This window comes from Kitasatospora sp. NPDC091207 (assembly GCF_044768625.1).
Lineage (GTDB): Bacteria > Actinomycetota > Actinomycetes > Streptomycetales > Streptomycetaceae > Kitasatospora.
Genome location: NZ_JBIVVS010000014.1, coordinates 1 through 17,956, shown reverse-complemented (window position 1 = coordinate 17,956; position 17,956 = coordinate 1). Strand labels below are relative to the sequence as shown.

Below are 17,956 nucleotides of genomic sequence, written 5' to 3'. Positions count from 1 at the left end.
GGACTCCCGTCTACGCCGCACCGGCGGCCCTGGCAAGAGCGCCTCCGAATCGGCGAGTTGACGCATCGACGGGCCGGGCGTGGGCAGAGCCCCGCCGGCCGTCGCAGGGCCGACCGCCGCGGGGCCGACCGGTCAGCCGACCGGAATGCCCGGATTGACGAGGCCGCGGCCGCCGGTGACCGTGTTGTCGGCGGTGACGGTGGTCGGGCAGGAGCCCGCCGCGTAGGCGGTGACGTCGATCGCGTACCGGGTCGGGCCGGTGGCGCCGGTCAGGTCGGAGCGGTTGTTGCGGAAGACCGTGCCGCAGCCCCAGCCGGCCGCCTGGGAGTGGGTCTGGAAGCCGTCGTTGCGCGTCCGCGCGCCGGAGTTGTTCTCCACGACGTAGTCGTTGCCCTTCACGTCGACCCAGGAGTCGTCGTAGTTGACGTCGGTCAGCCCGTTGCCGTCGAAGGTGTTGCCGGAGACCAGGCCCCCGGTGGTGCCCTCCTTGAGGTCGATGTTCTCCCCGCCGACATCGGGGCCGATCACGTTGTTCAGGATCCGGACGTGGTCGCTGTGGTCGGTGAGCGTGTTGGCCGTCCCCACGTACACCCCCTCGCCCTTGCCGTCGTGGGCGGTGCCGGTGTCGCGGACGGTGGAGTTCCGCAGCACGCCGTAGCTGCTGGAGTTGCGGAAGTGCACGCCCTCCATGGTGATGTGATGGACCGTCACCCCGTCGATCTCGACGTGGTCGGCGGCGTCCACCATGATGCCCTTCTGGGCGCCGGTCACGGTGACGCCGTGCACCGTCCAGTAGGCCGCGCCGTTCAGGTACAGCCCGTAGCCGCCGCCGGTGGTCGTGGTCAGCACGGCCTTCGGCGAACCGGTCAGGGTGATCCGGGCGGTGGCGGTCCCGGGTGCGGCGGCCTTGAAGTTGCCCTTGTAGGTGCCGTCGGCGAGCCGGATCGTCCACCCGGGAGCGGCGGCGGCCAGCGCGGCCTGGAGCTCCTTGGCGGTGGCGACGTCGACCACCCGGGCGTCGACCACCCGGGCGTCCGCGCCGCCGCTCGCGCCGGACGCGGGGGCGGCGACGGCCGCGGTGGGCAGCAGGGCGAGCACCACGGCGGCGAGGCCGAGCGCGGCGGCCGGCGCCGCGGTGCGGGAGGGGGAGTTCGTCATCACGGGTCGCTCCGAGTGGGGGTGAGAGCGGGCCAGGACAGGTACGCGTTCAATGTGGACTGGACCACTGCGGATCGTCAATGACCCCGGCCGCCCGGCGCCGGGGCCGGACGGGCGCGGCACGCCCGAAGATCGCGGCCCGAACGACGATTGACGAGTGATCACCTTGGGTAGTGGCTCCGCCACCACACGTATCCGACCCAAGGGGCAGCAGCATGGCCGACCAGGCCGACCTCATCTTCCACGGCGGCGACATCGTGACCGTCGCCGACGGGCCGGCGCCGGAGGCCGTCGCGGTCAAGGACGGGCTCATCGTCTTCGTCGGCGGTCTCGACGAGGCGGTCGACGGCTGGCAGGGCCCGCGGACGCGGCTGCGTGACCTGGCGGGGCAGGCCCTGCTGCCGGGCTTCGTCGACGCGCACGGGCACCTCGGCGGGATCGGACTACAGGCGACCATCGCGAACCTGCTGGCCGCGCCCGACGGCGACGTCACCGGCATCGCCTCGCTCCAGGACAAGCTGCGGGCCTGGGCCGACAGCCCGGTGGGCCGGGACTCCGAGTGGATCGTCGGCTTCGGCTACGACGACGCCATGCTCGCCGAGGGCGCCCACCCCACCCGCGACGAGCTGGACGAAGTCTCCACCACCCGGCCGGTGCTGGCGATCCACCAGTCCTTCCACCTGGGCGCGGTGAACAGCCTCGGGCTGAAGCGGCTGGGGTACGACGCCACCACCCGGGACCCGGAGGGCGGGGTCATCCGCCGTCGCGAGTTGGCCGTGCCGCCCTCGTACGGCGAGCCGGACGGGGTGCTGGAGGAGAAGGCGTTCAACCCGGCCCCGGAGCTGGCGATGGCGGGCCTGCCCGAGGCCGCGCTGCTGTCCCTCTTCATCAAGGGCGCGGAGTCGGCGGCCCGGTTCGGTTTCACCACCGTGCAGGAGGGCGGCACCAGCCCGGCCAACCTCCAGGCCCTGCGGGACACCGCCGCCGCCGTACCGTTCCTGATCGACGTGGTCGCCTACGTCAAGGCCGACCTGCTCGCGGACGCGCCGGAGGAGGACCCGGTCGGCGCGAGCCCCGAGTACGTCAACGGGGTTCGCGCGGCGGGCGTGAAGCTGGTCCTGGACGGCTCGCCGCAGGGCCGCACCGCCTGGCTCACCACCCCGTACCTGACGCCGCCGCCCGGCCAGCCCGAGGGCTACCGCGGCTACCCCGCCGTCGAGGACGACAGCACCGTCCTGAAGCAGGTCGGCACCGCGTACGCCAAGGGCTGGCAGGTCCTGGCGCACGTCAACGGGGACGCCGCGATCGACCAGTTCCTCCGGGCGGTCGAGGGCGCCGCCGAGCTGGCCGGCCCCGGCGACCGGCGGACGGTCGCGATCCACGCGCAGACCGCCCGGCGGGACCAGGTCGAGGACTTCGCCCGGCTGGGCGTCATCCCGTCCTTCTTCTCCATGCACACCTACTACTGGGGCGACTGGTACCGCGGGACGGTCCTCGGGGAGGAGCGGGCCGCGACCATCTCGCCCGCCCGCTGGGCGCTCGACCAGGGCCTCGCCTACACCTCCCACCACGACGCCCCGGTGGCCCTGCCCAATTCGATCGCCGTCCTCTCCAGCCAGGTCACCCGCCGCACCCGCACCGAGGGCGTGGTCGTGGGCCCCGAGCAGTGCGTCGACGCCCTGGACGCCGTCCGCTCGATCACCGTCAACGCCGCCCGCCAGTACTTCGAGGAGGACCGCAAGGGCACCATCGAGGTCGGCAAGCTCGCGGACCTGGTGGTCCTCAGCGCCAGCCCGCTGGCCGTCGGGGCCGAGGAGATCAAGGACATCACCGTCGTCGAGACCATCAAGGCCGGCCGGACCGTCCACCCGGCGCCCGCCTGGCGGGCCGGCACCACCCGCCTGCCCGACACCCCCCGCGAACCCCAGTGGGGGTGCAGCTGCTGACCGGCGGTCGGCGGCACCGCGGGCCACGGGGCCGGGGCGTCGGGCAGGGCAGGGTCGCGGCGCCGGGCCGGTGCGCCGGCCCCGTCACCGGCCCGGCTTGCGGATCGGCCGGGCGGCGGCCGGTGCCGATCCGGGACCGGCCTGCCCCAGGTGTCCGTTCAGGCGGTTCAGCATGTCGAACAGCCGCCGCCGCTCCTCCCCGGAGAGCGGCGCGAGCACTTCGTCGTCGGCGGCGGCCAGGTCCGAGCCGATCCGGGCCGCCGCCGTCCGCCCCAGGGCGGTCAGGTCGACCTGCACCCGCCGGCGGACGATCCGCATGCGCGGGCGCAGGTGACGTACCCGGCGACGAGCAGGTCGTCGACCACCTTGATGACGTCACTGGGGCCGATGTCCAGCCGGGCGGCCGGCTCGCCCTTGGAGTGGCTCCCCCCGTCCTCCAGCGCGCCGAGCACCATCACGTGCCAGAGCCGGAGCCCCCGGGCTCCGCCTGGTGCGCGAGCCGCCGGCGGGCGGCCTGGCCGGTGCGGGACATCAGGAAGCTGCTCAGGGCCAGCAGCCCCGGTGCGGAGGGGTTCATCCGCTCGGCCGGTCGCCGCCGGGACACGGAGCCGGGCGGGAACCGTCCCACAGGCCGGGGCCCCCTCCGCCGGCCCGGACGTCGGCGAGGAAGCGCGCCACCTCCCGGTCGGTCGGGTACATCAGCACGCCCTCGACCACGACCAGGGTCGGCGCGGGTTCCCCGGGGCGAAGGCGTCGACCCAGTCCGGGTCGGTGATCGAGTCGGCGTGCAGCCGCACCGTGCTGTCCGGCAGCAGGCGGCGGCGCAGCTCCACCACCTCCGGGGCGTCGACGCCGATCCACCGCACCCCCGGCGGCGTGGCGCCGGCCAGGCGCGCGTCCCGGGTGCAGAGCCCCACCCCGGCCGAGACGACCACGCCGTCGGGGTGCCGCCGGACGAACGCGGTGACCAGCCGGTCGAGGACGATCGCCCGGTGGATCGCGCCGACGGCGTTGGAACGGCCGGTCAGGACCTCGTCCGGCCGGCAGCCGGTCGCGGCGAGGACGGTGGCGGCCAGCGGGTCGTGGAACCCGCTCCCCGGGAGCAGGCGGTCGGCGTGCGCGCGGCCGTAGAGCGGCGCGAGAAGGGTCTTGGCGACCCCGGTCAGCCCATGGCTCGAAGGATCATTCGACATGAGGTTAGCCTCACCTCATTTCCGAAGCACCGTCAAGAACCTCCACGGGCGCGACGACGGGAATCTCCCCACACCCGAACCACCGGCCGCGGTGCCGACCTTGAGGCGCCGACACGGGAGCCCTCGCCGAGCGACCCCGCCACTGAGCCGCCATCGACCGCGCTCCCGGCCACACCCACCCTGGTCGCCCCTCGACAACATGGTTAGGCTAGCCTTACCGAACTGTTGCGCTTCGGCCATTCGACCGACCTGCCCGCCACCGGAGACCCCACATGTCGACTTCCCCCGCGGACGTCCCCGCCCAGCCCGTCACCGACACGGGAGCGCGGGCCGCCGATGCCCTGGGCCGCGACGCGGACTTCGAAGGCCGCGTCGCGCTCGTCACCGGCGCGGCCCAGGGCATCGGCGCCGCGGTCGCCCGCCTGCTCACCGAACGCGGGGCCCGTGTCGTGGCCACGGACCGACGGGCCGACCGCCCCGGTCTCGGCCGCCTGGACGTCACCGACGCGGCCGCCGTCGAGGCCGAGGTCGAGCGCGTGGAGCGCGCCCTCGGCCCGATCGACGTCCTCGTCAACGTCGCCGGGATCCTACGCCCGGCCCTCGCCGTGGAGACCACCGACGAGGACTGGGCGGCCACCTTCGCCGTCAACACCAACGGCGTGTTCCACACCTGCCGGTCCGTCGGGCGCCGGATGGCCGAGCGCGGGGGCGGAAGCATCGTCACGGTCGGCTCCAACGCCGCCGGGGTGCCGCGCACCACGATGGCCGCCTACGCCGCCTCCAAGGCCGCCACCGCGATGTTCGTCCGCTGCCTCGGCCTGGAGCTCGCCCGCTCGGGAGTCCGCTGCAACCTGGTCTCCCCCGGCTCCACCGACACCGAGATGCAGCGCTCCCTGTGGCGCGACCCCTCCGCCGAACAGCGCGTCATCGACGGCGACCCGGCCAGCTACCGGGTGGGGATACCCCTCGGGCGGATCGCCTCCCCCGAGGACATCGCCGAGGCCGTGGTGTTCCTGGCCGGCGACCGGGCCCGGCACATCACCATGCAGGACCTCTACGTCGACGGCGGCGCCACCCTCCGCGCCTGATCCACCGGTCGGACGATCCACCGGGCACACCGACCCCGCCTTCCCGAACGGAGCAGCATGACCACAGTGAACGAGACCGGCGGCGCCACCACGGCCCACCGCGTCGGCGGCGCCCTGCTGGCCGCCTACCGCCCCGGGCCCGACCGGGCCTTCTTCGCCGGCCCGCGACGGACGCTGCTCGCCACCGGCCGGCACACGGCCGTCACCGATCCCGCCGAGGCCGGCCGGCTGCTGCGCGAGGCGCGCACCGGGGAGCGGCCCGAGCCGCTCGTGGTCGGCGCCGTCCCCTTCGCCCCCGGCCGCCCCGCCGCGCTCTTCATACCCGGGCAGGCCCGGTGGGCCCAGCCGGTCCACGACGACCCGTTGCTGCGGCTCGCCCCCGAGCCGCGGACCGGGCCGGCCTGGACCAGCCGTTCCGTCCCCGCCCCCGAGGGCTACCGGGACGCCGTCGCCGACGCCGTCCGGATCCTCGGCGAGGACCCGGAGCTCAGCAAGGTCGTCCTCGCCCGGACCCTGGAGCTGTCCGCCCCCGGCGGCGCCGACCTCCCGGCCATGCTGCGCCGGCTGATCCACCGTGACCCGCACGGCTACACCTTCGCCGTCCCCGGCGAGGGCGGCGCGACCCTGGTCGGGGCCAGCCCCGAGCTGCTGGTCTCCCGGCACGGCACCGCCGTCACCTCCAACCCGCTGGCCGGCTCCGCCGCCCGCAGCGACGACCCCGTCGAGGACCGGCGGCGCGCCGCCGCGCTGCTGGAGTCGCCGAAGGACCTCGCGGAGCACGCCTTCGTGGTGGACGCCGTACGACGCTCGCTCGAACCGCACTGCTCCGGCCTGGTGGTGCCCGAGACCCCCTCGGTGATCCGTACCGCCGCGATGTGGCACCTGTCCACCGTCGTCACCGGCACCCTGCGCGACCCCGCCACGAGTGCGCTCGACCTCGCCCTCGACCTGCACCCCACGCCCGCGGTCTGCGGGACACCGACCGACCGGGCCCGCGCGCTGATCGGTACCCTGGAGCCCTTCGACCGCGGCCTCTACACCGGCGTGGTCGGCTGGGGGAACGCCGACGGCGACGGCGAATGGGTTGTCACGCTCCGCTGCGCCGAGGCCGACGGGGACCACCTGCGGCTGTTCGCCGGCGCCGGCGTGGTCGCGGCCTCCGTGCCGGAGCACGAACTCGCCGAGACCACCGCGAAGTTCCGCACCTTTCTCCACGCTGTTGGACTGGGAGACGACAAGTGACCGACTGGCCCGACGAGTTCGCCCGGCGCTACCGGGCGGCCGGCCACTGGACCGACGAGCGGCTCGACCACATGGTCCGCCGGCACGCCGCCGAGCGGCCCGAGCGGATCGCGGTCGTCGACGGCGCCCGGCGCTGGAGCTACGCCGAACTCGACCGGCGGGCCGACCGGATGGCCACCGGACTGCTCGCCCGGGGCATCCGCCGCGGCGAGCGGATCGTCCTCCAGCTGCCCAACATCGCCGAGTTCTACGAGGTGTTCATCGGCGCGCTGCGGGCCGGGGTGGTCCCGGTGATGGCCCTGCCCGCCCACCGGCACGCCGAGATCTCGTACTTCTGCGAGTTCGCCGGGGCCCGGGCGCTGGTCATCGCCGACCGGCACGCCGGCTTCGACTACCGGGAGATGGCCGGCAGGGTCACCGCGGCGGTGCCCGCCCTCGCCGAGGTCTTCGTGGCCGGGGCCCCGGGGCCCTACACCTCGCTCGACGACCTTCGCGCCGACGAGCCCGCCCCCGTCCAGGACCCGCCGGCCGCCACCGACCTGGCCTTCCTCCAGCTCTCCGGCGGCAGCACCGGCCTGCCCAAGCTGATCCCCCGCTACCACGTCGACTACCTGTACAGCGTCCGCGAGTCGGCCGAGATCTGCGAGCTGAGCGCGGAGACCGTCTACCTCTGCGCGCTGCCGGCCGCGCACAACTTCCCGCTCAGCTCCCCCGGCAGCCTCGGCGTCTTCCACGCCGGCGGCCGGGTCGTACTCGCCCCCGAACCCAGCCCCGCCACCGCGCTGGCGCTGATCGAGAGCGAGCGGGTCACCCTGACCGGCGTCGTCCCGCCGCTCGCGCTCGCCTGGGCCGACGCGGCGCCCGGCGCCGGGCGGGACCTCTCCAGCCTGCGGCTGCTCCAGGTGGGCGGCGCCAAGCTCAGCGAGGAGGCCGCCCGGCGGCTGGGGCCCGCGCTCGGCTGCCGCCTCCAGCAGGTCTTCGGGATGGCCGAGGGCCTGGTGAACTACACCCGCCCCGAGGACTCCGAGGAGACCGTGCTGACCACCCAGGGCCGCCCGATCTCGCCCGACGACGAGGTCCGGGTGGTGGACGACGAGGACCGCGACCTGCCCGACGGCACCACCGGCCACCTGCTCACCCGCGGCCCGTACACCATCCGCGGCTACTGGCGGGCGCCCGAGCACAACGCCGCCGCCTTCACCGAGGACGGCTTCTACCGCACCGGTGACCTGGTCCGCCGGACCTCCACCGGCCACCTGGTGGTCGAGGGCCGGGCCAAGGACCAGATCAACCGGGGCGGCGAGAAGGTCGCCGCCGAGGAGGTCGAGAACGTCCTGCTCGCCCACCCGGCCGTCCACGACGTGTCCGTCGTCGCCGTACCCGACGAGCACCTCGGCGAACGCACCCGGGCCTACGTCATCCTGCGCCCCGACGCCCCCCGCCCGCGCGGCGTCGAGCTGAAGGCCTTCGTCCGGTCCCGCGGCCTCGCCGACTACAAGGTGCCCGACCTGGTCGAGTTCGTCACCGAGTTCCCGCAGACCGGGATCGGCAAGGTCAGCAAGAGGGACCTCCGCACCACCGCCCGTTAGCGCGCCGCCCCACAGAGAGCCCGTCCAGACACCATGGCACTGCCCAGCATCGCCCCGTACGACCCGCCGCGGGCCGACCAGTTCCCCGCGCCCAAGGTCCCGTGGCGGGTCGACCCCGCCCGGGCCGTCCTGCTCGTCCACGACCTGCAGAACTACTTCCTGTCGGCGTTCCCCGCCGAGGGGCCGCCGCTGGCCCCGGCGCTCGCCCGGACGGCCCAGGTCCTGGAGTACGCCCGCGGGCACGGCGTCCCCGTCGTCTACTCCCACCAGCGCGGCGGACAGACCCCGGAGGAACGCGGCCTCCAACGGGACTTCTGGGGCCCGGGGCTGCCCGCCGACGCGTGGGCCCAGGCCGTCCCGGACATCGTCGCCCCGGCCGAGGGCGACACCCTGCTGCTCAAGTGGAAGTACAGCGCCTTCGCCCGCACCGAGCTGGCCGACATCCTGGCCCGCTCCGGGCGCGACCAGCTGGTGCTGGTCGGCGTCTACGCCCACATCGGCGTGCTGATGACGGCCGCCGACGCGTGGAGCCGCGACATCCAGGCCTTCGTGGTGGCCGACGCCACCGCCGACTTCTCCGCCGAGAAGCACCTGGAGGGTCTGCGGTGGGCCGCCGAGAAGTGCGCCGTCGTCCTGACCACCGACCAGCTGCTGGAGGCCTCGTGACCACCCCCGCGGCGTCCGGGCGGCTCTACGCCGACCACGTCACCCTCCGCTACGGCGACCGCGCCATCGCGACCGACCTGTCGATCGGCGTCCCGGACGGCTCCTTCACCGTCATCGTCGGCCCCAACGCCTGCGGCAAGTCCACCCTGCTGCGGGCGTTCGCCCGGCTGCTCAAGCCGGCCGCCGGCCGGGTGCTGCTGGACGGCGAGCAGATCAGCGCCCTGCCGTCGAAGGAACTCGCCCGCCGGCTCGGCCTGCTCCCGCAGAGCTCCACCCCGCCCGACGGCATCACCGTGGCCGACCTGGTCGCCCGCGGCCGCTACCCGCACCAGGGGCTGTTCCGCCAGTGGTCCCAGGAGGACGACCGGGTCGTCGCGGAGTCGATGGCGGCCACCAACGTCGACGCGCTCGCCGCCCGTTTCGTCGACGAGCTCTCCGGCGGCCAGCGCCAGCGGGTCTGGCTGGCGATGGCCATCGCCCAGCAGACCCCGCTGCTGCTGCTCGACGAGCCGACCACCTTCCTCGACATCGCCCACCAGGTCGAGGTCCTCGACCTGTGCGCCCGGCTGCACGAGGAGCAGGACCGCACCCTCGTCGCCGTGCTCCACGACCTCAACCAGGCCGCCCGCTACGCCAGTCACCTGATCGCGATGCGGGACGGCGCGGTGGTGGCGCAGGGCCCGCCCGCCGAGATCGTCACCGCCGAACTGGTCGAGAAGGTCTTCGACCTGCCGTGCCAGGTGATCGAGGACCCGCAGACCGGCACCCCGCTGGTGGTCCCGATGGCACCCGGACACCGGTCGAGGACTCGGTGAGCCGTACCGGTACCGGCACCCTGCCGGTCCGGCCGGCGACGGCGGCCGACGCGGCGGCGCTCTTCGCGCTCTCCGAGCCGTCCATGGACGCGGGTGAGCTGCGCCGCCGCCGGGTGGCCGACTACCGCGCGCCGCGGGACCGGTTCCTCCTCGTCGACGGACCGGCCGGCCCGGGCGGCTGCGTGGCGCTGCGCCTGCTCGCCCCCGAGCCGCCGGCCCACCCGGCCCCCGCACTGCTGCACAACTTCTGTGTCCGCGCGGGCCTGCGGGGCGCGGGCCTCGGCTCGCAGCTGCTGGAGACCCTACTGGCCGAGGCCGGCCGGCACGGGGTGCGCACCCTCGTCACCGCCAGCACCGGCGACGGGGCGCTCTTCCGCCGCTACGGCTTCGAGGAGATCCCGGCCGGTCTCGCGCCCCGGGCCTGGGCCGCCGAGCTGGACCCGTCCCGGGGCTCCCGCGTCTACCTCCGGACCCTCGCGGGCTGACCCCGCCGGACGCCACGCAGCGGGCCCCGGATCCGTGATCGGATCCGGGGCCCGCTGTCGTGCACCTCGCGGCGACGCTCCCTCAGGAGCGCCCGGCCCGCCACTGGCCGGCGATCAGCCAGACCAGGTAGCAGCCGCCCACCACGCCCGTGAAGACACCCACCGGCAGCTGGGTGGGGGCCAGCAGGCGCTGCGCCGCCAGATCGCTGACGGCCAGCAGCACGGCACCCAGCAGCGCGGAGCCCACCAGGTTGGGGCCGGTGGCCCGGGTCAGCCGGCGGACGGCCTGCGGGGCGATCAGGGCCACGAACGGGATCGGACCGGCCGCGGCGGTGGCGGCGGCCGTCAGCGCGACACCGATCAGCACCAGCCAGATCCGTACCCGCTCGGTACGCACCCCGAGCGAGGAGGCCGCGTCGTCGCCCATCTCCAGCATCCGCAGCGGGCGGCCGAGCAGCACCGCCGCGGGCAGCAGGACGGCGAGCGCGAGCGCCATCGGGCCGCAGTGCTCCCAGCCCCGGGCGTTGAGGCTGCCGGTCAGCCAGACCGCCGCGCTCTGCGCGTCGCTGAACGAGGCGCGGGCGATCAGGTAGGCGTTGAGCGAGGAGAGCAGTGAGCTGACCCCGATGCCGACCAGCACCAGCCGGTAGCCCTGGGTGCCGCCGCGCCGGGCCAGCAGGTAGACCAGGGCGGCGGTGACCAGTCCGCCGACCACGGCGCCGAAGGCGACGGTGGCGGCGCTCCCGCCGATCACCAGGATGACCGCCAGCGCGCCGGTGGCCGAGCCGACCGTGAAGCCGATGACGTCCGGGCTGCCGAGCGGGTTGCGGGCGAGCGTCTGGAAGAGCGCGCCGGCCAGACCGAGCGCGGCGCCCACCAGGAGGGCGGTCAGCAGCCGGGGCAGCCGCACCTCCCGCACGATGTAGCGGTCCGCCCGGACGCCGCCGCCGGTGAGCACGTCGATCACGTCGGACACCGGCAGCGGGTAGTCACCGGCCGTCAGCAGCCAGGCGGAGACGCCGAGCAGCGCGAGCACCAGCACGGCGCCGACCACCGCGGCCCGGCGGTGCCAGCGCAGCGAGCGCCCGCCGGGGAGCCGCAGGGCGCGCAGCGGGACAGGGGGCCGGGCGGCGGGTACGTCCGGCCCGGCCGCGACCGGCGCGGCCGGCCGGGAGACCGTCAGGGGGCTGTTCACAGTTGGGCGATCCTTCGGCCGCGGACGAGGGCGATGAAGAGCGGTGCGCCGATGAAGGCGGTGACCACGCCGGCCTGGAGCTCGGCCGGGTGCAGGAGGACCCGGCCGAGGATGTCCGCACCGACCAGCAGCACCGGGGCCAGGACCGCCGAGAGCAGCATGATCCAGCGCTGGTCCGGGCCGCAGACGTGGCGGGCGAGGTGCGGAACGGCGAGGCCGACGAAGGCGATCGGGCCGACCGCCGCGGTGGCCGCGCCGCACAGCAGCGTGACGGCGACCAGGCTGAACGCCCGGGTGCGGGCCGGGTGGGCGCCCAGCGCGTGCCCGGCGTCGTCGCCGAGCGCGAGCGCGTTCAGCGGCCGGCCGAGCAGCAGGGCGAGCACCCCGCCGACCGCCAGGAACGGCAGCACCTGGCCGAGGACCGCGGAGTCGACGCCGGCGAGCGTGCCGACCTGCCAGAACCGGAACCGGTTGAGGGTCAGCGGGTCCAGCAGGATCAGGCCGTTGACGAACGCGGTCAGCACGGCGGTGACGGCGGTTCCGGCCAGCGCGAGGCGCGCGGGGGTCGCCGAGGCACGGCCGCCTCCGCCGAGGATCTGCACCACCAGGGCCGCGACGGCGGCGCCGGCCAGGGCGAACCAGACGTAGGAGTGGAAGCTCCGCAGGTCCAGCAGGGCCGTCCCGGCCGCGACGGCCGCGGCGGCGCCGCCGTTGACGCCGAGCAGGCCGGGGTCGGCCAGCGGGTTGCGGGTGAGCGCCTGCATCATCGCGCCCGCGACACCGAGGGCGGCGCCGACGGCGATGCCGAGCAGCGTGCGCGGGATCCGCGCGTGGTGCACCACGATCCAGTCCTCGGAGGTCGGCTCGTGGTGGACCAGGACGTGCAGCACCTGGCCGGGCGGGATGTAGCGGGCGCCGATCGCGATGCCCGCGAGGGCGAGCAGGGCCAGCAGCAGCAGCGCGCCGAGGAGCCAGGCCAGCCGTCGGCCGGTGCCGATCCGCCCGGTCAGGGCGGTCGTGGCCTCGGTCGTGGCGGGAGCGGCGGCTCGCGGCGGGGTGGCGGTCGTCATGCGTGGTCGTGCTCGCCCTCGTGGTGGTCGTGGTTGGCGACGCCGCGCTTCCAGTAGCCGTCCACGTCGACCTGGTGGCGGTCCAGGCCGCGCTCCGCCCGCAGGTGACGGCGGATCGGCTTGAGGGTGTTGGCCTCCCCCGCGACCCAGGCGAAGCCCATGCCGGGCGGCAGCACCGCCGCGCGGACGGCCCGCTCCAGCAGGTCGGTGCTGCCGGCGGGGGCGTCGCCCCGGTGCAGCCAGGTGACCGTCGCGTCGGTGGCGGTCTCGAAGACCTGCTCGTCCTCGGGCCCGGGCACCTCGGCGAAGGCGATCACCTTGACGCCGGCGGGGAGCATCTCCAGCCAGCGGCCCAGGGCCGGGATCGCGGTCTCCTCGGCGGCCAGCAGGTACCAGTCGTGGACGAAGGGGATCTCCTCCGAACCGCGCGGGCCCAGGACGCCCAGGCGCATGCCGGGCTCGGCGGCCTCGGCCCAGCCGGAGCCGATGCCGGTGCCGTGCAGCACCATGTCGATGTCGAGCTCCTGCGCGTCCCGCCGGTAGTGACGGATCGTGTAGTCGCGGGTGATCGGCTCGACCGGGGCGTCCATCCAGGTGTCGTTCTCGACCACCGGCTCGACGGGCAGGGCGGCGCCGTCCTCGGCGAAGCAGAGCTTCACGTGGTCGGTGGGGGCCTGCTCACAGAAGCCTTCGAGGTCGGGCCCGCCGAAGGTGACCCGCACCGTGCCGGGGGTGACCCGGGTGACCCGCTTGACTTCGAGCAGGCGGTATTTGAGCGGGTGGCGGACGATCCGCATGCGCGGCGGGGCGGTCTCTGTGGTCATCGGTCAGCCCAATCCGGTGGGAGGTGTGCGCAGGCCGGTACGCACCGGTACCGCCCGCCACGTCCGGGGACGGGCGAGCGGTACCGGTACCTACTTTCGATTAGGTTAGCCTAACCTGGCATCACCGGGCCAGCCGTGCGGCCTCGACGAGGCTCCCACCTGCCGCTTCGTCACCGACCAGGTGCCCGCCGTCCAGCCGGACGACCCGGGGCAGCCGGGCGATGGTGGCCGGGCGGTGCGCGATCACGATCAGCGTGCAATCGGCCCGCAGCTCGTCCAGCGCGTGCTCCAGCCGGGCCGCGGTGGCCGGGTCGATGTCGGCGGTCGCCTCGTCGAGGACCAGGACGGCCGGGTCCGCCAGCACCGCGCGGACCAGGCCGAGGATCTGCCGCTCGCCCGCCGACAGGTTGCCGCCGCGCAGCCCGACCTCGGCCTCCAGACCGCCCGGCAGCTCGGCGAGCCAGGCCCGCAGGCCCAACTGGTCGACCGTCCGCTCGATGGCCGCGCGGTCCGGGGCACCCTGGACCAGGGCCAGGTTCTGCGCCACGGTGCCGGTGACCATCCGGACCTCCTGGGGGACCAGGACGATCCGCCGGCGCAGCTCCGCCTCGGGCACCGCCGCGAGGTCGGTGCCGGCGAAGCTGACCGTCCCGGCGTCCGGGTGGTAGAGGCCGCAGAGCAGCTTGGACAGCGTGGTCTTCCCGGAGCCGGTCTCGCCGACGACCCCGGTCCGGCTCCCCGCGGGGAAGTCCAGGCTGATCCCGTGCAGGGTGCGGCCGTCGGCCCGGTAGGCGTACTCGACGCCCTCGCAGCGCAGGTCGCCCCGGGCGGGCAGGTCGCCGGCCGCCGTCCGCGGGCGGTCCGCGGGCGCGGTCGCCGCCAGCAGGTCCAGCAGCCGGGCCAGGCCGGTGCGCGCCGTCTGCACCTCGCCGACCAGCTGGGAGAGGTCGGCGAAGGAGTCGAAGAGGTTGCGGCCGGCGAGGACGAACACCACCACGGCGCCGATGGTCAGGGCGTCCCGGCCGACCAGCCACCCGCCGACCAGGAGCAGCACCACCAGGGCCAGGCCCTCGATCAGGCTCACCAGGTCGATCCGGTTCTCCACCCGCAGCGCCCGGCGGGCGGCGTGCACCGCCCGGACGTTCTCGCCGTCGAAGCGGCGCGTCCACCCGGTCAGGCCGCGCGAGGTCTGGAGCGCCTCACGGGCGGTCAGCGTCTCGGAGAAGGTGGCCGCGACGGTGGCCTCCGCGCCGGCCTTGGCCCCGAAGGCCGCACCGGCGTCGCGCTGGAACCAGCGGGTGACCAGCAGGGTCAGCGGGACGAAGACGGCCAGCTGGACGAGGAGCAGCAGCCAGGAGTACCCGACCAGCACGACCAGGGTGAAGACCAGGGTCGCCACCGAGGCGACCAGGTTGCGCAGGTGCAGCCGGACGAACGCGGCCAGCGCCGCGACCTCGCCGGTCGAGCGGCGCAGCAACTCGCCGCTGCGGTGCGTCTCCAGGAAGCGCAGCGGCGCGACGGCCAGGTTCTCCACGCACTGCTCGCGCAGGGTGCGGACGACCTGCTCGCCGCCCTTGATCAGCAGCAGTTCACCCACCCGGGCCAGCACCAGCTGGCCGACCGCGAGCAGGGCGAGCAGCAGGACGGCCAGGCCGAGGCCGCCCCGGTCGCCGTCGTCGAGCGCGTCGGCGGCCACCCCGACCAGCGGGGCGACGGCCACCAGCGCGGCGGAGTCGGCCAGGCCGACCAGCAGCGCGACGAGGAGCCGGGCCCGGTGCGGGCGCAGGTACGGCGCCACCCGGCGCAGCACCCCCCGGTGGTCCGCCTCGTCCTGGAGCAGGGGCTGCTCAGCCATGGGCCGCCTCCGCGGTGGTCACGGTCATGGCGCTCTCGGGCCTTTCGGTCGGGTCGGCTCCGGGGCTGCCGGGGGGTGGGGTGGCGGTGGCGTCCGCCGCCTGGGGGCGCAGCTCGACCACCCGGTCGGCGGCCTCCAGGACGGCGGCCCGGTGCGAGGCGAAGACGACCGTGCGGCCGGCGGCCCAGGTGCGCAGCCGTTCCAGCACGAGCTTCTCGGTCGTGGTGTCCAGTGCGGAGGTCGAGTCGTCCAGCAGCAGCACCCGGGGGTCGCCGAGCAGCGCGCGGGCGATGGCGAGCCGCTGGACCTGGCCACCGGACAGCGCGGTGCCGCCCTCGCCCAGTTCGGTGCGGTAGCCGTCGGGCATCGCGGTGAGCTGGTCGTGGATGCCGGCGGTCCGACAGGCCTCGTGCAGCGCCGCGTCGTCCAGTTCGCGGCCGAGCCGGAGGTTGTCGGCGACGGTGCCGGAGAGCAGGACGGGCCGCTGGGAGACGTAGGCGATCCGCGAGCGGACCTCGTCGAGCCGGGCGTCGCGCAGGTCGACTCCGCCGTAGGAGACGGTTCCGGAGTCCGGGTCGTCGAGCCGGACGACGAGGCGCAGCAGGGTGCTCTTGCCGGAGCCGGTGGCGCCCTCCAGGGCGACGAACTCGCCGTGCTCGACCGCCAGGTCGGCCGGGCCGAGCACGGTGCGGCCGTCCCGGACGGCGGTCACGCCGGTGAGCCGCAGGGTGCCGGAGTCCGGCAGGTCCAGGGCGTCGGCGGGGGCGGGTTCGGCGACGACGGGCCGGATGGCGAGCGCCTCGTCGATCCGGGCGGCCGCGACATCGGCCTGGCCGCGCTCCAGGAGCCGGTCGACCAGCACCCGGGTGGCCAGCGTGACGATCGCCATCCAGGAGGTGAAGGCGACCAGACCGCCGAGGCTGAGCCGGTCGTCCAGCACGGCCAGGCCTCCGATGCCGACGCCGGCCGCGACGGCCAGCCGGGGGACGAACGGCGCCACGGCCGCCCAACCGGCCTCCACCCGGGCGGCGACGACGGTCCGTTCGGTGACGTCGGCGCTGGCGGTGTGGTGCCGCTCGACCAGCGGCCGGTGACCGCCGGTGCCACGCAGGCCGGTGCCCACCTGGAGCAGGTCGGCGACGGCGTCGGCGCGCTCTCCGTGGGCCCGGGAGAGCTCCCCGCTGGCGGCGGCGAACCGCTTGGGGAAGTGCAGGTTGACCCAGACCAGGAACGGCAGGGTCGCCAGGGTGACCAGCAGCAGGCTGAGGTCGAGGAAGGCGAGGGCGGGCAGGACGACCACGAAGGTGGTGGCCAGCACCACCCAGACGGCCAGGCCGTGCACCCACTCGCGCACCAGGTCGGTGTCCCGGGTCGCGCGCATGGCGAGGTCGCCGTGCCCGCGCGAGGCGAGGGCGGCCCGGTCCAGGCCGGAGAGGTGGCGCAGGAGCCGCGCCCGCAGGTCGGCACCCACCTTGGCGTCGGCGTACCCGGCCCAGTACTGCCAGCCGTAGAGGCCGACGAACTGGACCAGGGCGGCGGCGGCGGTGGCACCGGACCAGAGCAGCAGGGCCCCGTCGTCGCCGGGCTTGAGCCCGTCGTCAACGGCGTGCTGGACGCACCAGGGCACGGCCAGCAGAGCGATCTGGCGGATCGCCGCCGCCACCATCGCCGCGGCCACGGTGGCCCGGTGGGGCCGCAGCGAGTTCCGCAGCAGGGCGCGCGCCCGACGGCGGCGCTCCGGGGAGAGCGCCCCGGGCGCCAGGTCCTCGTCCGCGAGTTCCTCGGCCGTCAGGCCGTCCCGGGGCCCCGCGGCGGGTTCCGTCTGTCGGTTGCTCACATCGCTCACAAGATCGCTCGCCCGTCTGGTCGCTGAATCGGTTACGGGGCGGGGGGACGGCCCGGCCGGGCCGTCCCCCCGGGTGGTGGTCAGACGCCGGCGGCGGCCGTGCGGGCGATCAGGCCGGCCGGACGCATGTCCGTCCAGTTGGCGTCCACGTAGGCGGTGCACGCCTCACGGGTGTCCTCGCCGTGCACGACCGTCCAGCCGGCCGGGACCTCGGCGAAGGCGGGCCAGAGGGAGTGCTGGTTCTCCGCGTTGACGAGCACGAAGTAACGGGCGTCGTCGTCCTCGAACGGGTTGGTGGCGCTCATGTCGTCTCCTTGGGGATGGTGGGTGGTGGGTGGTGGGTGCTCAGCCGGAACAGGCCGGCGTGCTCGCGGGCTCCTCGCCGAGCGAGGTCCGGACGAGGCGGTCGACGAGGAATTCGGCGAGCGCCGCCACGGTCGGCCGGGCCAGCAGGTCGGCCAGGCCGAACTCGCCGGCGAACTCCGCCCTGATCCGCTGGAGCAGCGACATCGCGAGCAGCGAGTGGCCACCGAGGTCGAAGAAGTTCTCGTCGATCCCGAGCGCGGGCAGGCCCAGCACATCGGTGAACGCCGCGTGCACGGCCTTCTCGCTCGGGTACCTCGGTCCGCGCAGCGGTCCCGACGCGGTGAAGTCGGTGGCGCTGGGGGCGGGGAGGGCCTTGCGGTCGAGCTTGCCGTTGACGGTCAGCGGCAGCTCGGTGAGCAGCACGAACGCCGACGGCACCATGTACTCGGGCAGCCGGGCGGCCAGCATACGCCGGACCGCGGCGACCTCGATAAGGGTACCCTCACCCGGCACCAGGTAGGCGACCAGGCGCTTGACGCCGGGGGTGTCCTCACGGACCACCACGGCGGCCTGGGCGACCGAGGGGTCGAGGGCGATGGCGTCCTCGATCTCACCGGGCTCGACCCGGTAACCCCGGATCTTCACCTGGTCATCGGCCCGGCCCAGGAAGTCCAGCAG

Annotated in this window: 19 protein-coding genes; 7 read left to right on the top strand and 12 right to left on the bottom strand. The window is 75.0% G+C overall.

The window, feature by feature from the left end; all coding sequences use genetic code 11:
• Nucleotides 1–132 precede the first annotated feature (132 nt).
• Nucleotides 133–1,158 carry a right-handed parallel beta-helix repeat-containing protein gene (locus tag ACIQTO_RS22575; protein ID WP_402390798.1) on the bottom strand — a complete coding sequence of 342 codons (1,026 nt, stop codon included), beginning with the start codon at nt 1,156–1,158 and terminating at the stop codon, nt 133–135.
• Between the two features lie 215 nt (nt 1,159–1,373).
• On the opposite strand from ACIQTO_RS22575, the gene ACIQTO_RS22570 reads away from it, so the two are divergent.
• The gene (locus ACIQTO_RS22570) at nt 1,374–3,104 is read left to right on the top strand and encodes an amidohydrolase (RefSeq protein ID WP_402390795.1); all 1,731 of its coding nucleotides are present in this window, start codon (nt 1,374–1,376) and stop codon (nt 3,102–3,104) included.
• 84 nt (nt 3,105–3,188) lie between these two features.
• Here the strand turns inward: ACIQTO_RS22570 and ACIQTO_RS22565 are convergent, their stop codons facing one another.
• From ACIQTO_RS22565 to ACIQTO_RS22550, 4 genes are all read right to left on the bottom strand, one after another.
• Nucleotides 3,189–3,401, bottom strand: coding sequence for a hypothetical protein (locus tag ACIQTO_RS22565; protein WP_402390793.1), 213 nt, complete (start codon nt 3,399–3,401; stop codon nt 3,189–3,191).
• Nucleotides 3,386–3,562, bottom strand: coding sequence for a hypothetical protein (locus ACIQTO_RS22560; protein WP_402390791.1), 177 nt, complete (start codon nt 3,560–3,562; stop codon nt 3,386–3,388). Before ACIQTO_RS22560 ends, ACIQTO_RS22565 begins: the two co-directional genes overlap by 16 nt.
• The gene (locus ACIQTO_RS22555; protein ID WP_402390788.1) at nt 3,559–3,681 is read right to left on the bottom strand and encodes a hypothetical protein; all 123 of its coding nucleotides are present in this window, start codon (nt 3,679–3,681) and stop codon (nt 3,559–3,561) included. Before ACIQTO_RS22555 ends, ACIQTO_RS22560 begins: the two co-directional genes overlap by 4 nt.
• Before the next feature lie 121 nt (nt 3,682–3,802).
• Nucleotides 3,803–4,297 carry a class I SAM-dependent methyltransferase gene (locus tag ACIQTO_RS22550; protein WP_402390785.1) on the bottom strand — a complete coding sequence of 165 codons (495 nt, stop codon included), beginning with the start codon at nt 4,295–4,297 and terminating at the stop codon, nt 3,803–3,805.
• Between the two features lie 272 nt (nt 4,298–4,569).
• Here ACIQTO_RS22550 and dhbA point away from each other — a divergent pair, with 272 nt between their 5' ends.
• Genes dhbA through ACIQTO_RS22520 form a run of 6 tightly spaced genes read left to right on the top strand, consistent with a single transcriptional unit; the run spans nt 4,570 to nt 10,182 of the window.
• Nucleotides 4,570–5,385 (top strand): 2,3-dihydro-2,3-dihydroxybenzoate dehydrogenase, encoded by an 816-nt coding sequence (gene dhbA, locus ACIQTO_RS22545; RefSeq protein WP_402390782.1) that lies wholly within the window; start codon nt 4,570–4,572, stop codon nt 5,383–5,385.
• A 57-nt stretch (nt 5,386–5,442) separates the two neighbouring features.
• On the top strand, nt 5,443–6,627 hold the full coding sequence (locus tag ACIQTO_RS22540; protein ID WP_402390780.1) for an isochorismate synthase: 1,185 nt from the start codon (nt 5,443–5,445) through the stop codon (nt 6,625–6,627).
• Entirely contained in the window at nt 6,624–8,216 is a 1,593-nt protein-coding gene (locus ACIQTO_RS22535) for a (2,3-dihydroxybenzoyl)adenylate synthase (protein ID WP_402390777.1), read from the top strand. Before ACIQTO_RS22540 ends, ACIQTO_RS22535 begins: the two co-directional genes overlap by 4 nt.
• Nucleotides 8,217–8,249: 33 nt before the next feature.
• Nucleotides 8,250–8,882 carry an isochorismatase family protein gene (locus ACIQTO_RS22530; RefSeq protein ID WP_402390775.1) on the top strand — a complete coding sequence of 211 codons (633 nt, stop codon included), beginning with the start codon at nt 8,250–8,252 and terminating at the stop codon, nt 8,880–8,882.
• On the top strand, nt 8,879–9,697 hold the full coding sequence (locus ACIQTO_RS22525; protein ID WP_402390773.1) for an ABC transporter ATP-binding protein: 819 nt from the start codon (nt 8,879–8,881) through the stop codon (nt 9,695–9,697). Before ACIQTO_RS22530 ends, ACIQTO_RS22525 begins: the two co-directional genes overlap by 4 nt.
• On the top strand, nt 9,694–10,182 hold the full coding sequence (locus ACIQTO_RS22520) for a GNAT family N-acetyltransferase (protein ID WP_402390770.1): 489 nt from the start codon (nt 9,694–9,696) through the stop codon (nt 10,180–10,182). Before ACIQTO_RS22525 ends, ACIQTO_RS22520 begins: the two co-directional genes overlap by 4 nt.
• A gap of 82 nt (nt 10,183–10,264) precedes the next feature.
• Here the strand turns inward: ACIQTO_RS22520 and ACIQTO_RS22515 are convergent, their stop codons facing one another.
• The 7 genes from ACIQTO_RS22515 to ACIQTO_RS22485 all read right to left on the bottom strand — a co-directional run.
• Complete coding sequence (locus ACIQTO_RS22515) at nt 10,265–11,377, bottom strand: FecCD family ABC transporter permease (RefSeq protein ID WP_402390767.1); 1,113 nt, start codon at nt 11,375–11,377, stop codon at nt 10,265–10,267.
• A complete protein-coding gene (locus tag ACIQTO_RS22510; protein WP_402390764.1) occupies nt 11,374–12,447 on the bottom strand; it encodes a FecCD family ABC transporter permease in 1,074 nt (357 codons plus the stop codon). The genes ACIQTO_RS22515 and ACIQTO_RS22510 overlap by 4 nt, the downstream gene beginning before the upstream one ends.
• Nucleotides 12,444–13,271 carry a siderophore-interacting protein gene (locus tag ACIQTO_RS22505; protein ID WP_402390761.1) on the bottom strand — a complete coding sequence of 276 codons (828 nt, stop codon included), beginning with the start codon at nt 13,269–13,271 and terminating at the stop codon, nt 12,444–12,446. The genes ACIQTO_RS22510 and ACIQTO_RS22505 overlap by 4 nt, the downstream gene beginning before the upstream one ends.
• A 121-nt stretch (nt 13,272–13,392) precedes the next feature.
• Entirely contained in the window at nt 13,393–15,126 is a 1,734-nt protein-coding gene (locus ACIQTO_RS22500; protein ID WP_402390759.1) for an ABC transporter ATP-binding protein, read from the bottom strand.
• Nucleotides 15,119–16,963 (bottom strand): ABC transporter ATP-binding protein, encoded by a 1,845-nt coding sequence (locus tag ACIQTO_RS22495; RefSeq protein ID WP_402390756.1) that lies wholly within the window; start codon nt 16,961–16,963, stop codon nt 15,119–15,121. Before ACIQTO_RS22495 ends, ACIQTO_RS22500 begins: the two co-directional genes overlap by 8 nt.
• An 89-nt stretch (nt 16,964–17,052) precedes the next feature.
• Nucleotides 17,053–17,277, bottom strand: a complete 225-nt coding sequence (locus tag ACIQTO_RS22490; RefSeq protein ID WP_402390753.1) for an MbtH family protein — start codon at nt 17,275–17,277, stop codon at nt 17,053–17,055.
• Between the two features lie 40 nt (nt 17,278–17,317).
• Nucleotides 17,318–17,956 (bottom strand): phosphopantetheine-binding protein (locus tag ACIQTO_RS22485; RefSeq protein ID WP_402390751.1); only part of this gene is annotated, 639 nt, incomplete at its 5' end.